This is a genomic window from Noviherbaspirillum malthae (assembly GCF_015352985.1).
GTDB classification, from domain to species: Bacteria; Pseudomonadota; Gammaproteobacteria; order Burkholderiales; family Burkholderiaceae_D; genus Noviherbaspirillum; species Noviherbaspirillum malthae.
The window spans coordinates 75,627-89,323 of sequence record NZ_JACYXF010000023.1 but is presented as its reverse complement, the minus strand read 5'-3'; the positions used below and the strand labels follow the sequence as shown (position 1 = coordinate 89,323).

Below are 13,697 nucleotides of genomic sequence, written 5' to 3'. Positions count from 1 at the left end.
AGGGCAGGACTTCGGCGTGGTAGCAGGCGAAGCCGCCGTCGGCATGGGAAAAGGCGAAGTGGTGGATGTAGCCGTTGAAGTAGTGCTCGCTGCCGTCGTCCTGCTCGATGCCGACGGTGACGTTCTTGCCCATGAGTTCCTTGAGTTCGATGCCGGCGTGGGTGGAGAGCAGCTGCAGGCGCAGGTGGAAGGGTTCGGACAGGGCGGCATGGGCGTGCAGCGTGTCGACCATGAGGGTTTTCTCGGGCGGCAGCGGGGAGGTGAAGCGCAGCAGGCGGTGGGTGTCGGTGAATTGGGGGATGCCCGCTAAAGCGGAGAGGCTTTCCTCGACGTCGTCGGCCTGTTCGGTGCTGGCGAAGGTGGGGAAGAACGGTGCGGTGGGGGTAGCGAAGTCGCGGATGGCTTGGCCGTGCAGCGGGTGGCCGGCGATGTTCAGCAATTGGGCGGCTTGCTGTGCGAGGCCGGCGGCTTGAGCGGCCTTGGCGATGTTGGGATTGAGTTTGCCGGCTGCTGCAGCAAGCGCGGCTGATGAAGACAGAAGTGAAGGGGAGGAAGGCAAACTCTTTAGTAGGTTCTCTTCCTTGTCATCGAAAGGAGCAAGTGACATGTGTTATTCCCGGCAACGGCGCTATTTCTGTCGAGGCGTGCGACAGTGAATTCACGCATAGAAATTGTGCATATGGCAACAAAATAGTTGCCGGGATACTAACACGCAAAGCGAGAAAAATAGTTTTTTTGCTAACTCTCTGTTGTGTTCGCGACGAAATGCTTTATGACCGAGAACTCAAGCGGCGTCAGCCCGATCCCGAAGATTGATGGAGCAATCCGCGATGAAATAATCAGTCGGCTTCAGTCCGCGGCGCATCGCTGACTTCCCGCTTCCTGTCCTTCTCCCACAGCACATCGCTGCCGCCCGCAAAGCGGTTGAGCACTCGCGACAGCACGAACATCAGGTCGGACAGCCGGTTCATGTACTGCCTGGGGTTGTCATTGATCTGTTCGCTGTTGCCGAGGCTGACGATGGCGCGTTCGGCGCGGCGGCAGATGGTGCGGCAGACATGGGCGAGGGCGGCGGCGCGCGAGCCGGCGGGCAGGATGAAATCCTTCAGCGGCGGCAGGTCGGCATTGTATTTTTCCAGCAGGGTGTCGAGCCGGCCCACATGCACGTCGGTGATCAACGTATAGCCGGGGATGCAGAGTTCGCCGCCGAGATCGAACAGGTCGTGCTGGATGGAAACGAGTTCCTCGCGCAGCGCGCTCGGCAGTTCCTCGCACAACAAGAGGCCGATATGCGAATTGAGTTCATCCACATCGCCCATCGCATGCACGCGCAGGCTGTCCTTGGCGACGCGGCTGCCGTCTCCCAGTCCCGTGGTGCCGTTGTCGCCGGTGCGTGTCGCGATTTTCGAGAGTCGGTTTCCCATGGCGTTTTCGTCAAGTCGTCAAGTGTGGAAAGCGGCCAGCATACGACAAAAGCTGCCGCTGCGCAGTCGCTTGCGCGACGATGTCGCCGCCGCAAAAAGGGGCAAGAGAGTAAAATCAGGCAACGCCTGCAACAACATGGATTACATCGGAGACGCCCATGAACCATCCCGCCCAACTGGCCGCGCTGAAGAAGCCCGTGCCCGCCGAACTGCTGGCCGCGCTCGAGTCGATTTTCGAAGACCGCTTTTCCACCTCGCAAGCCATGCGGGAACACCACGGCCGCGACGAATCGTCGTATGACCCGATGCCGCCGGACGCCGTGGTCTTCGCGCAGACCACCGAGGAAGTCGCGCAAGCGGTCAAGCTGTGCAACCTCCATGAAGTACCGATCATTCCCTACGGCACCGGCACTTCGCTGGAAGGGCATATCCTGGCGCTGCGCGGCGGCGTCACCATCGACCTGTCGCAAATGAACCAGGTGCTGGCCGTGCATGCGGAAGACCAGACCGCAACAGTGCAGGCCGGCGTCACCCGCAAGCAGCTCAACCAGGAAATCCGCGATACCGGCCTGTTCTTCCCGATCGATCCGGGCGCCGATGCCTCCCTCGGCGGCATGGCGGCCACCCGCGCTTCCGGCACCAATGCCGTGCGCTACGGCACCATGCGCGAAAACACGCTGGCGCTCACCGTGGTGACGTCCGACGGCCGCATCATCAAGACCGGCACCCGCGCCAAGAAGTCCTCGGCAGGCTATGACCTGACGCGGGTTTTCGTTGGCAGCGAGGGCACGCTCGGCATCATCACCGAGGTCACGGTGCGCATCTATCCGCAGCCGGAAGCGGTGTCCGCCGCGGTCTGCTCCTTCCCGACCACCGCCGATGCGGTCAATGCGGTGATCCAGACCATACAGATGGGCGTGCCGGTCGCCCGCGTCGAATTCCTCGACGAGAAAAGCGTGCATGCCATCAATGTGCACGACAAGCTCAACCTGCCGGAAAAGCCGCTGCTGCTATTCGAATTCCACGGCAGCGAACGCGGCGTCGAGGAGCAGGCGCAGACGGTGCAGGAGATCGTTGCCGAATTCAATGCGATCGGTTTTGAATGGGCAACCCGGCCGGAAGACCGTTCGCGGCTATGGGCGGCGCGGCACAATGCCTACTTCGCGATGCTGCAGATGCGCCCCGGCGGCAGGGGAATTTCCACCGACTGCTGCGTGCCGATCTCGCGGCTGGCCGAATGCATCCTCGACACCAAGGCCGACTGCGAAAAGAACGGCATCATCCACGCCATCATCGGCCATGTCGGCGACGGCAATTTCCATGTGCTCATGATGGTCGATCCCAGCGATCCGGCCGACGTCGCCAAGGCCGAAGGCGTCAATGCCCGCATGGTGGCGCGGGCGATCTCGATGGACGGCACCTGCACCGGCGAACACGGCGTCGGCATGCACAAGATGGATTTCCTGGTCCAGGAGCATGGCGAGGAAGCAATCGCCACCATGCGCATGCTCAAGCATGCGCTCGACCCCAAGAACATCATGAATCCAGGCAAGATCATTCAATGGTAGGACGACTTCCGATGGCGACCCGCCTGCCTCCCGTCCATGCACTGTCCGCCTTCGAGGCGGCGGCCCGGCTCGGTTCCTTCGCGCTGGCGGCCGAGGAGCTGTGCATCACGCCGTCGGCGCTGTCGCACCGCATCCGGCTGCTGGAGGAATTCGTCGGCGAACGCCTGTTCCTGCGCGACGGCCGCGCGGTCAGCCTGTCGGAGTTCGGCCGGCGCTATCTCGACGTGGTGCGGGCCGCGCTGCGCACCCTGACCGATTTCCCGATGCCGCATCGCAGCGCCCCGGCGCAGCCGCGCATCAAGGTGACGGTGCCGCCCACCTTCGCCCGCTACTTGCTGGTGCCGCGCCTGGGCGACTTCACCCGCCAGTATCCGGATATCGTGCTGGAGCTGTTCCTGTCGGTGCCGCTGTACGACCTGGCGCTGTCGGAGAGCGATGTCGAGGTGCGCTTCGGCCCCGGCAACTACACCGATCTGGTGACGGAAAAGCTGTTCGAGGAACCGACCTTCGCCGTGGCCAGCCCGGCCTACCTGGAAAAGATCGGCGGGCTGGAGCAGCCCTCGGACCTGGCCAAGGCGACCCTGCTGCGCTCGGCGCTGGAGCCGTGGCAGCCCTGGTTCGAAGTCGCCGGACTCGACTGGTCCGAGCCTTCCAATGCGCTGCGGCTCGACGACCTCGGCCTGCTGCTGGAAGCGATCCGGCACGGCTACGGCGTCGGCCTCACACGCAAGCATTTCGTGCAGGAGCTGCTTGAGCGCGGCGAGGTCGTCCACCTGTTCAAGGATGTGGAACTCAAGACGCCGCCGCATGCCTATTACGTGGTCTACGAACCGCAGGCACGGGTGCGGCCGGAAGTCGGCGCCTTCATCGACTGGCTGAGGAAGAGCTTCGGCCGGCTGTGACTGTGTGATCCTGACTGAGTAAGCCTGACCGTATGGCCGTGGCTGCGGTGAAGCTGCCGCAACGGCAATATTCGTGAAAAGAATTCAAGCAGCGGCTCCGCAGCTTTCACCTGAGGCAAGGCCGTTGCACGGATAATGGCTCTGCCGCAAGCCGAGCATCACCGATTCCCCCTGGAGCAGGACATGAACGCCCCCGCAACGCCCCAATTTACCCTGGACCGCCAGCGCCAGGTCGCCAGCGCCCTCGATCGGCTGCTGCCGGCCGGCTGCGTGCTCTTCAACGAGGAAGATACCCGTCCCTATGAATGCGACGGCCTGTCGGCCTATCGCCAGCTGCCGATGGTCGTGGTGCTGCCGCAGAACGAGGCGCAAGTGATCGACATCCTCAAGACCTGCCGCGACCTGCAGGTGCCCATCGTGCCGCGCGGCGCGGGCACCGGCCTGTCCGGCGGCGCGATGCCGATCGCCGACGGCGTGGTGCTGTCGACCGCCAAGTTCAACAAGATCATCAGGCTCGATGCCTATTCCCGGACCGCCGTGGTGCAGCCGGGCGTGCGCAACCTTGCCATTTCCGAAGCCGCCGCGGCGCACGGGCTCTACTATGCGCCCGACCCGTCCTCGCAGATCGCCTGCACCATCGGCGGCAACGTCGCCGAGAATTCCGGCGGCGTGCATTGCCTGAAATACGGCCTCACCGTGCACAACGTGCTGCGCGTGCGCATGGTGACCATCGAAGGTGAAGTCGTCGAACTCGGCGGCGAGGCGCTCGACGCGCCGGGGCTGGACCTGCTCGCGGTCTTCATCGGTTCCGAAGGCATGCTTGGCGTGGTCACGGAAGTCACCGTCAAGCTGGTGCCCAAGCCGCAGCTGGCGCGGGTGATCATGGCGTCCTTCGATGACGTGGTCAAGGGCGGCGATGCGGTCGCCAACGTGATCGCCGCCGGCATCATTCCCGCCGGCCTGGAAATGATGGACAAGACGTCGTCGCGCATGGTCGAGCCTTTCGTGAAGGCCGGCTACGACACCGAAGCCGAAGCCATCCTGCTGTGCGAGTCCGACGGCATACCTGAAGAGGTGGAAGAGGAAATCGCGCGCATGACCGAAGTGCTCAAGGCCTCGGGTGCGACCGCCATTGCCGTGTCGCAGAACGAAGTTGAACGCCTGAAGTTCTGGTCGGGCCGCAAGAATGCATTTCCGGCAGCGGGCCGCATTTCCCCCGATTACTACTGCATGGACGGCACCATTCCTCGCAAGCATCTCGCGCATGTGCTGGTGAGCATCACCGAGATGGAAAAGAAGCACGGGCTGCGCTGCGCCAACGTCTTCCACGCCGGCGACGGCAACCTGCATCCGCTGATCCTGTTCGATGCCAATACGCCCGGCGAATTCGAGCGGGCCGAAGCCTTCGGCGCCGACATCCTCGAACTCTGCGTCGAGGTCGGCGGCACGATCACCGGCGAACACGGTGTCGGCATCGAAAAGATCAATTCCATGTGCGTGCAGTATTCGCCGCAGGAGCGCGAAGCCTTCTTCGCCGTCAAGCGGGCCTTCGACACCGCCTTCCTGCTCAACCCGGACAAGGCGATTCCCTCGCTTCACCGCTGCGCCGAGTACGGCAAGATGCATGTGAAGCGCGGACTGCTGAAGTTCGCCGATCTGCCGCGCTTCTAGGAGAATTATGGAACAGGCATTGCAACAATTCCGCGACGCGATCATGTCCGCAACATCGGCCGGCAAGCCGCTGCGCATTCGCGGCGGCGGCACCAAGGACTGGTACGGACAGGCGCTGCAGGGCGACATCCTCGATACCCGCGAATACTCGGGCATCATCGCCTACGATCCGACCGAGCTGGTCATCACCGCGCGCTGCGGTACGCCGCTGCTGGAGATTGAATCCGCGCTTGCCAAGCACAACCAGGTGCTGGCCTTCGAGCCGCCTCAGTACGGACCCGCTTCCACCATCGGCGGCGTCGTGGCCGCCGGCCTGTCGGGTCCGCGCCGGCAGGCGGTGGGCGCGGTGCGCGACTTCGTGCTCGGCGCGGTGCTCATGGATGCGAAGGGCGAGGTGCTGCATTTCGGCGGACAGGTGATGAAGAACGTCGCCGGCTATGACGTCTCGCGCCTGTTGGCCGGCTCCCTCGGCACGCTCGGGCTGATTCTCGAAGTCTCGCTCAAGGTGCTGCCCAAGCCCTTCGCCGAAACCACGCTGCGCTTCGAGATGCAGCAGGATAAGGCCATCGAACAGCTCAACCGCTGGGGCGGCCAGCCGCTGCCGGTCTCGGCCAGCGCATGGCACGGCGGCGTGCTGATCGTGCGCCTGTCCGGTGCCGAGGCGGCGGTGCGCTCGGCGGTGCAGAAGATGGGCGGCGAGGAAGATGCCGAGGCCGAGATGTTCTGGAGCGAACTGCGCAACCACAACAATGCCTTCTTCGCCGCGACCACCGGGCCGACCGCGCTGTGGCGGCTGTCGGTGCCTTCGGTCGCACAGCCGCTGCCGCTCGACGGCGAACAGCTGATCGAATGGGGCGGCGCCCAGCGCTGGCTGCGCAGCGATGCCGATGCCGCAACGATACGCGCCGCGGCCGAGCGCGCCGGCGGCCATGCGACGCTGTTCCGCGGCGGCGACAAGAGCGCCGGCGTGTTCCATCCGCTGGCGCCGGCGGTGGAGAAGATCCACCGCAACCTGAAACAATCCTTCGATCCGGCCGGCATCTTCAACCGCGGCCGGATGTACAACGAGTTTTAAACATGCAAACCAATCTTGCCGATTTCATCAAGGACACGCGCGAAGGCAAGGAAGCCGACGCGATTCTGCGCAAGTGCGTGCACTGCGGCTTTTGCACTGCGACCTGTCCGACCTATCAATTGCTCGGCGACGAACTCGACGGCCCGCGCGGCCGCATCTACCTGATCAAGCAGGTACTTGAAGGCAAGCCGGCGACGCAGAAGACGCAGACCCATCTCGACCGCTGTCTCACCTGCCGCAACTGCGAATCGACCTGTCCGTCCGGCGTGCAGTACGGCCGCCTGGTCGACATCGGCCGCAAGGTGGTGGAAGACCAGGTGCCGCGCCCGCTGTCGCAGCGCATCGTGCGCAACGCATTGAAGGAAGGCTTGCCGCGCCAGTGGCTGTTCAAGCCGGCAATGGGAGCAGGGCAGATGGCGCGTCCGCTGCTGCCGTCGGTGCTGCGCAACAAGGTGCCGAAGAAGCAGAATGCCGGCGCCTGGCCGCGCACCGAGCATGCACGCAAGATGCTGGTGCTGCAGGGCTGCGTGCAGCCGTCGATGGCGCCCAACATCAATGTCGCCGCCGCCCGCGTGCTCGACGCGCTCGGCGTGCAATTGATCACCGCGCCCAAGGCCGGCTGCTGCGGCGCGATCCGCTATCACATGAACGACCACGACGGCGGCCTGAACGACATGCGCAACAACATCGATGCCTGGTGGCCGCTGGTGGAGTCGGGCGTGGAAGCGATCGTCATGACGGCATCCGGCTGCGGCGTCACCGTCAAGGATTACGGCCATCTGTTCGCGCATGATGAAAAATATGCGGCCAAGGCCAAACGCATTTCCGAACTGACAAAAGACATCAGCGAAATCCTGCCCGCCTTCGAAGCGGAGCTGGCGGCGAAGCTCAATGGCAAATTGAACAAGCGCGTCGCCTATCATCCGCCCTGCACGCTGCAGCACGGCCAGCAGATCCGCGGCAAGGTGGAAGGCCTGCTGCGCGCCATCGGCGTCGACGTCCAGCTGTGCGCCGACAGCCACCTGTGCTGCGGCTCGGCCGGCACCTATTCGGTGCTGCAGCCGGAGATGGCCTACCAGCTGCGCGACAACAAGTTGCAGAACCTGCAAGCCACCAGGCCGGACATGATCGTCTCCGCCAACGTCGGCTGCCAGACCCACCTGCAGTCCGGCACCGATACGCCGGTCGGCCACTGGATCGAGCTGGTCGACCAGGCACTTGCGCAGGCCCGCTGAGCGGAATCTCTGCTGCCGCTGCTACAATGTCGCACGTTTGAATCAGGCACGGCCGCCAAGCTTGCGCGGCCTGCTTCTCATTTCCGCCTGCCCTATCCCCGCAGTCGATATTGCCGATGAGAACCAACCGGAATCCGGCCGGTCAATGGTTCCATCCTCGGCATTTTCGCGCTCCTCCAAAAAGCGAAATACCCGCCCCGTGACAGGCTCGGCATGCGCCGGCTTGCATGGATGGCATCGACATTCAACGCCGGCAGGACCGGGATCGGTTCTGCCGGCCACAGGGAAACGCGTTACGTGATGACAGAACAAGAAGACCTGTTCATGCAGGCATTCAGGTTCACCTCCATGGGCATGGCGCTGGTGGCGCTGGATGGGCGCTGGATCGATGCCAACGAGGCATTCATCCGCCTGGTCGGCTATACCAGGATGGAACTGAGGGAATTGACCTTCCAGGACATCACGCATCCAGACGACTTGGCGGCGGATGCCCATCTTGCAAGCCAGATGGGCAATGGCCTGATTCCTTCATACCGGATCGACAAGCGCTACCTGCATCGCAGCGGCTATCCGGTCTGGGTGTCGATGACGGCATCGATGGTGCGCGACCGGGGCGGCGATCCCGATTTCGTGGTCGTGCATGCGGACGACATTTCCGCGCGCATGCGGGCCGAAGCCGACCGCGACGCCTTCTTCGACCTGTCGCCCGACATGCTGGTCATCCAAGGACCCTCCGACCGCTTCGAACGCGTCAACGACCGCTGGACTGCGGTGCTCGGCTGGTCTTCGCAGGAGCTGACGTCCCGGCCCTTCCTCGACTTCGTCCACCCCGACGACCATGCGCGCACGATGGCCGAAGCCCATGCCACCGGCCGCGGGCAGCCGCTGAAGGGCTTCCGCAACCGCTACCGCCACAAGGACGGCGACTACGTCTGGCTGGAGTGGAGCACCCGCGTCGTGGGCAACGGCCGGCTGTACTGCGCGGCGCGCGACGTGACCGCGCAGCAGCAGGTGCTGGAACGCCTGCATGTGCAGGGAGATGCGCTGCGCGCGGCCAGCAACGGCGTCGTCATCATCGATCCCAATGCCGCGGGCAGTCCCATCATCTACTGCAATCCCGCGTTCGAGCGCATCACCGGCTACAGCCAGGCGGAGGTGCTTGGCCGCAACTGCGCCTTCCTGCACCGCAACGACAAGAGCCAGGAGCAGCTGCAGCGCCTGAGCGAGGCCATGGCCGCAGGCCGGGAGTGCCAGGTCGTGCTGCGCAATTACCGCAGGAACGGCGAACTCTTCATCAATGAGCTGTTGATGGCGCCGGTGCGGGACAAGGCCGGCGGCCTGCTCAATTACGTCGGCATCCTGGAAGACATCACAGAGAGGGTGAAGGCGCAGGACGAACTGCGGCACCGCGAGCTGCATCTGCAGCAGATCATGAAGCGCGTGCCGGCGCTGATCTTCCAGTGGCATGCCCGCCATGACGGCAGGCAGGGCTTCAACTACATCAGCGAACGCTGCCGGGACATGTTCGGCGTGCCGGCGAATGCGCTGATGGCCGACTGGAGCCGCGTGCCCATCCATCCCGAAGACATGACCTGCTTCACCGACTCGATCGCACTCGCCATCGCCGACCGCAGCGACTGGTATTTCGAGGGGCGGCTGCTGTGCTCAGATGGCGGGATACGCTGGATCAAGGCCACATCTTCTCCCACCGAGATGACTGCCGACGGCCTTACCTTCACCGGCATCGTGCTGGACGTGACGGCGGAACGGCAGGCGCTGGAGCATCACCGCGCGCATGAGTCCCGTATTCGCCAGGCTGTCGAAAGCGCCAACGAGGCCTTCTCCACGCGCAGGGACCTGGAACGCAAGCTGGAGCAGGAGCGGCGCCTGCTCAATACCATTCTTGAAACCATTGATGTCGGGGTCAAGGTCTGCGACGCCGATGGTCTCATCGTGCTGGTCAATCGTGCCGCGCGCGAACTCAGCGGCATCGCCGACGGCCGCGGCATGGCGCTCGCCGAGTGGGCCGAGGCGTCGGGCATGTACGGCGTGAATGAAGCGGGCGAAAAGAAGGAGATGGGGCTGTCCCAGGCCTTGCAGGGCAGTCCGGTGCGCAACCTTGAGCTTGAGGTGAAACATGCTCCGGAAGCGCGGCATGTCTCCGTCAATGCCAAACCGCTGCTCGACGGCTCCGGCGCCGTCTATGGTGCGGTAGCCGTGCTCAGCGATGTGACCGAGCTCAAGGCAGTTGAACGGCAGCTCACGCTGCTGGCGCGCCACGACACGCTGACGGGATTGCCGAACCGGCGCCATTTCGATGAAAAGCTGGCAGAAGGAATGGTGCGCGCTGCGCGTTCAGGACAGACGCTGGCGCTGATGGTGATCGATGTCGATTATTTCAAGCAGATCAACGATACGCATGGACATGCGGGAGGCGATGCGGTGCTGCGCGAGACGGCGATCCGGCTCAAGCGCCATGTACGTGCGACCGACACCGTGGCGCGGCTCGGCGGTGATGAATTCGTCGTCATTCTCGAAGGGCTGCACAGCGGCGAAGAGGCAGACGTGATCGCCGCCAAGCTGATTGATGCAGGCCGGCAGCCCTTGATGCTGCAGGACGGCGGTGTGGTGCCCAGCATCAGTATCGGCATCGGCGTGGCTGCGCCGGGTACGGGCAAGGACAGGGATGCGCTGATGCTGGATGCTGACAAGGCGCTGTATGAGGCGAAGAGGGCGGGGAGGGATTGCTTTCGGCGTATGAATTTGAATATAGGGTAAGGAGCGGTGCTTGCAGCGTGGATTGAACATCGCTGTGGTCCGCTAGACCTTTATTGCTCCTTCCCCTTCAAGGGCGGCCGGCGAGGTGGAAGGTTGGGATGGGGATGGGTTTCAACAGCAGCTATCACGGCATTTGAACCCATCCCCACCCCCGCCCTCCACCTCGCCGCTTGCAAGCGGCTCCGACTGCGCAGGCGCAACGCAGTGCGTTGCGAAACCCCTGCTACGTCCCCTTGAAGGGGAGGGAGTACGGCGGTCTTGGCGCATCGCACGTAACGATCTGCGCCAACCTGGCTCCCACCCGGATTACACTAGCATCCTTACCCCCCCAACCGGATGCAACACCGTGATCTACACCTTCGCTACCCTGCTGGTATTCCAGACCCTGGGCGAGAGCCTGGCTTTCGCGCTTTCCCTGCCCATCCCCGGACCGGTGATCGGCATGCTGCTGCTGTTCTGCTACCTGCTGCTGCGTCCTGCCGTGGCCGAGCGGCTGGCGCCCACCACGCTGGAATTCCTCAAGCATCTCTCACTGCTCTTCATCCCGGCCGGCGTCGGCATCATGGTGCATGCGCAGCGGGTTGCATCCGAATGGCTGCCGCTGGCCGCCGCGCTGCTCATCAGCGCCACCGTCTCGCTGGTCGTTACCGCGCTGGTATTGAAGGCGCTGCAGAAATGAGATCCGAGATCAGCCAGGTCTGGGTCTACCTGTCGGCGTCGCCGCTCCTGTGGCTGACCGCAACCCTGCTTGCCTACCAGTTCGCCTATGCCGTCTATGCCAAGGCGAAATTCAATCCGCTGGTCAATCCGGTGGCCATCGCGGTGGCGCTTCTGGTGCTGGTGCTGGTCGGCACCGGCACCCGTTATCCGACCTATTTCGAAGGCGCGCAGTTCGTCCACTTCCTGCTCGGGCCGGCAACGGTAGCGCTGGCCATCCCGCTCTACCAGCAGCTCGAGAAATTGCGGCGCAACTGGTTCGCACTGATCGTCAGCGCGCTGGTCGGCGGTGCGGCGGCGATTGCCACGGCGATGGGCGTAGCCTGGGCGCTGGGGGCATCGCCGGCCACGGTGCTGTCGCTGGCGCCGAAGGCGGTAACCATGCCGATTGCGATGGGCGTTTCGGAAAAGATAGGCGGGCTGCCGTCATTGACGGCGGTGCTGGTGATGCTGACAGGCATTCTCGGTGCTTCCACTGCGCGCTGGATTTTCAACCTGATGAAGATCGATGATCACGGCGTACGCGGCTTCGCGCTCGGCGTGACCTCGCACGGCATCGGCACGGCGCGGGCCTTCCAGGTCAGCGAGGAGATGGGAGCGTTTTCCGGCTTGGCGATGGGCCTGTCGGGAGTGCTGACGGCCTTGCTGCTGCCGTTCGTGCTGAGGCTGCTGGGGGTGGCCTGAGAGGCGCCTCAGGCGTCGCTTACTCCGCCAGCAGTTTCTCGATGTCGTCGGCGATTTCCTTCGGCGCGGTCTGCGGCGCATAGCGCTTGTAGACGGTGCCGTCCTTCTTCACCAGAAACTTGGTGAAGTTCCACTTGATCGCCTGCGTGCCCATCAGGCCGGGCGCCTCCGCCTTCAGGTACTTGAACAGGGGATGCGCATTGTCGCCGTTGACGTCGATCTTGGAAAACAGCGGGAAGGTGACGCCGTAGTTCTTTTCGCAGAAGGCGCCGATTTCTTCCTCGCTGCCCGGTTCCTGCGAGCCGAACTGGTTGCAGGGAAAGCCGAGCACTTCCAGGCCGCGCCCCTTGAATTCCTTGTAGAGCGTTTCCAGCCCCTGGTACTGCGGGGTGAAGCCGCATTTGCTCGCAGTGTTGACGATCAGCAGCACGCGGCCGCGGTAGGACTGCAGGTCGACCGGTGCGCCGGCAATGCCGGCGGGACTGAATTCATAGACGCTCATACGATCCCCAGGTGTTCGGTGCCCTTGCTCAGGTCGCGGCCGTGGGCCTCCTTGCCGTGCAGCTTGATCGACAGGCGCAGGTCGTTGACGGAATCGGCATTGCGCAGCGCATCCTCGTAGAAAATCTTGCCGCCTTCGTACAGGTCGAACAGCGCCTGGTCGAAGGTCTGCATGCCGAGCTCGCGCGATTTCTTCATGATCTCCTTGATCTCGTGGACATCGCCCTTGAAGATCAGGTCGGAAATCAGCGGTGAATTGAGCATTACTTCCACCGCCGCGCAGCGTCCCTTGGTGTCCTTCAGCGGAATCAGGCGCTGCGAAACCATCGCCTTCAGATTGAGCGACAAATCCATCAAAAGTTGCGCCCGCCGTTCCTCGGGGAAAAAGTTGATGATGCGGTCCAGCGCCTGGTTGGCGCTGTTGGCATGCATCGTCGCCAGGCAGAGATGGCCGGTCTCGGCGAAAGCCACCGCATAGTCCATGGTCTCGCGGTCGCGGATCTCGCCGATCAGGATCACGTCCGGCGCCTGGCGCAGCGTGTTCTTCAGCGCGGCGAACCAGTCGGCGGTGTCGACCCCGACTTCGCGCTGGGTGATGATGCAGTTCTTGTGCGGATGGATGTATTCGACCGGGTCTTCGATGGTGATGATGTGGCCGTAGCTGTTTTCGTTGCGATAGCCGATCATGCCGGCCAGCGTGGTCGACTTGCCCGAACCGGTTGCGCCGACCATGATCACCAAGCCGCGCTTGGTCATTGCCACGTCCTTCAGCACCGGCGGCACGCCGAGGTCTTCCAGCTTCGGAATGGTGGTGGTGATGGTCCGCAGCACCATGCCGACCTTGCCTTGCTGCACGAATGCCGACACCCGGAAGCGGCCCAGCCCGCCGGGGCTGATCGCGAAATTGCATTCCTTGGTCGCCTCGAACTCGGCGGCCTGCTTGTCGTTCATGATGGCGCGCGCCAGCTCGACGGTATGCGTCGGCGTCAGCGGCTGGTTGGAGACCGGCGTCATCTTGCCGTCGATCTTGAAGGCTGGCGGAAATTCCGCCGTGATGAACAGGTCGGAGCCGTTCTTGCTGAGCATCAGCCGCAGCAGGTCGTGCATGAATTTGGTGGCCTGATCGCGTTCCATGTGATGTC

Annotated in this window: 12 protein-coding genes; 8 read left to right on the top strand and 4 right to left on the bottom strand. The window is 63.7% G+C overall.

Annotated features, from left to right (window positions below):
• Positions 1-607 (bottom strand): contractile injection system protein, VgrG/Pvc8 family (locus IGW03_RS21600; protein ID WP_194724599.1); only part of this gene is annotated, 607 nt, incomplete at its 3' end.
• 232 nt (positions 608-839) lie between these two features.
• Positions 840-1,424, bottom strand: a complete 585-nt coding sequence (locus IGW03_RS21595) for a cob(I)yrinic acid a,c-diamide adenosyltransferase (RefSeq protein WP_194724598.1) — start codon at positions 1,422-1,424, stop codon at positions 840-842.
• A gap of 158 nt (positions 1,425-1,582) precedes the next feature.
• Between IGW03_RS21595 and IGW03_RS21590 the strand changes: the two genes are divergently transcribed.
• From IGW03_RS21590 to IGW03_RS21555, 8 genes are all read left to right on the top strand, one after another.
• Positions 1,583-2,992, top strand: a complete 1,410-nt coding sequence (locus IGW03_RS21590) for an FAD-binding oxidoreductase (RefSeq protein ID WP_194724597.1) — start codon at positions 1,583-1,585, stop codon at positions 2,990-2,992.
• Between the two features lie 11 nt (positions 2,993-3,003).
• Positions 3,004-3,894 (top strand): LysR substrate-binding domain-containing protein, encoded by an 891-nt coding sequence (locus IGW03_RS21585; RefSeq protein WP_194724602.1) that lies wholly within the window; start codon positions 3,004-3,006, stop codon positions 3,892-3,894.
• Positions 3,895-4,077: 183 nt separating this feature from the next.
• On the top strand, positions 4,078-5,565 hold the full coding sequence (locus tag IGW03_RS21580; RefSeq protein WP_194724596.1) for an FAD-linked oxidase C-terminal domain-containing protein: 1,488 nt from the start codon (positions 4,078-4,080) through the stop codon (positions 5,563-5,565).
• A gap of 7 nt (positions 5,566-5,572) precedes the next feature.
• Complete coding sequence (gene glcE, locus IGW03_RS21575) at positions 5,573-6,640, top strand: glycolate oxidase subunit GlcE (protein WP_194724595.1); 1,068 nt, start codon at positions 5,573-5,575, stop codon at positions 6,638-6,640.
• 2 nt (positions 6,641-6,642) lie between these two features.
• Complete coding sequence (gene glcF, locus IGW03_RS21570) at positions 6,643-7,875, top strand: glycolate oxidase subunit GlcF (RefSeq protein WP_194724594.1); 1,233 nt, start codon at positions 6,643-6,645, stop codon at positions 7,873-7,875.
• A 300-nt stretch (positions 7,876-8,175) separates the two neighbouring features.
• Positions 8,176-10,653 (top strand): sensor domain-containing diguanylate cyclase, encoded by a 2,478-nt coding sequence (locus IGW03_RS21565; RefSeq protein WP_194724593.1) that lies wholly within the window; start codon positions 8,176-8,178, stop codon positions 10,651-10,653.
• Between the two features lie 346 nt (positions 10,654-10,999).
• Positions 11,000-11,332, top strand: a complete 333-nt coding sequence (locus IGW03_RS21560; RefSeq protein WP_194724592.1) for a CidA/LrgA family protein — start codon at positions 11,000-11,002, stop codon at positions 11,330-11,332.
• Positions 11,329-12,054: an LrgB family protein gene (locus IGW03_RS21555; RefSeq protein WP_194724591.1), complete on the top strand. Its 726-nt coding sequence runs from the start codon at positions 11,329-11,331 to the stop codon at positions 12,052-12,054. Before IGW03_RS21560 ends, IGW03_RS21555 begins: the two co-directional genes overlap by 4 nt.
• Positions 12,055-12,073: 19 nt before the next feature.
• On the opposite strand, the gene IGW03_RS21550 is transcribed toward IGW03_RS21555, so the two are convergent.
• Both IGW03_RS21550 and IGW03_RS21545 read right to left on the bottom strand, forming a co-directional pair.
• The gene (locus IGW03_RS21550; protein ID WP_194724590.1) at positions 12,074-12,556 is read right to left on the bottom strand and encodes a glutathione peroxidase; all 483 of its coding nucleotides are present in this window, start codon (positions 12,554-12,556) and stop codon (positions 12,074-12,076) included.
• Positions 12,553-13,689: a PilT/PilU family type 4a pilus ATPase gene (locus IGW03_RS21545; RefSeq protein ID WP_194724589.1), complete on the bottom strand. Its 1,137-nt coding sequence runs from the start codon at positions 13,687-13,689 to the stop codon at positions 12,553-12,555. The genes IGW03_RS21550 and IGW03_RS21545 overlap by 4 nt, the downstream gene beginning before the upstream one ends.
• Positions 13,690-13,697 lie beyond the last annotated feature (8 nt).

Bases quoted from the DNA above. Each gene is read 5' to 3' on its own strand.
- IGW03_RS21550 (WP_194724590.1), bottom strand. From the start codon at position 12,556: ATGAGCGTCTATGAATTCAGTCCCGCCGGCATTGCCGGCGCACCGGTC.
- IGW03_RS21585 (WP_194724602.1), top strand. From the start codon at position 3,004: ATGGCGACCCGCCTGCCTCCCGTCCATGCACTGTCCGCCTTCGAGGCG.
- IGW03_RS21580 (WP_194724596.1), top strand. From the start codon at position 4,078: ATGAACGCCCCCGCAACGCCCCAATTTACCCTGGACCGCCAGCGCCAG.
- IGW03_RS21545 (WP_194724589.1), bottom strand. From the start codon at position 13,689: ATGGAACGCGATCAGGCCACCAAATTCATGCACGACCTGCTGCGGCTG.
- IGW03_RS21565 (WP_194724593.1), top strand. From the start codon at position 8,176: ATGACAGAACAAGAAGACCTGTTCATGCAGGCATTCAGGTTCACCTCC.
- glcF (WP_194724594.1), top strand. From the start codon at position 6,643: ATGCAAACCAATCTTGCCGATTTCATCAAGGACACGCGCGAAGGCAAG.
- glcE (WP_194724595.1), top strand. From the start codon at position 5,573: ATGGAACAGGCATTGCAACAATTCCGCGACGCGATCATGTCCGCAACA.
- IGW03_RS21555 (WP_194724591.1), top strand. From the start codon at position 11,329: ATGAGATCCGAGATCAGCCAGGTCTGGGTCTACCTGTCGGCGTCGCCG.
- IGW03_RS21590 (WP_194724597.1), top strand. From the start codon at position 1,583: ATGAACCATCCCGCCCAACTGGCCGCGCTGAAGAAGCCCGTGCCCGCC.
- IGW03_RS21595 (WP_194724598.1), bottom strand. From the start codon at position 1,424: ATGGGAAACCGACTCTCGAAAATCGCGACACGCACCGGCGACAACGGC.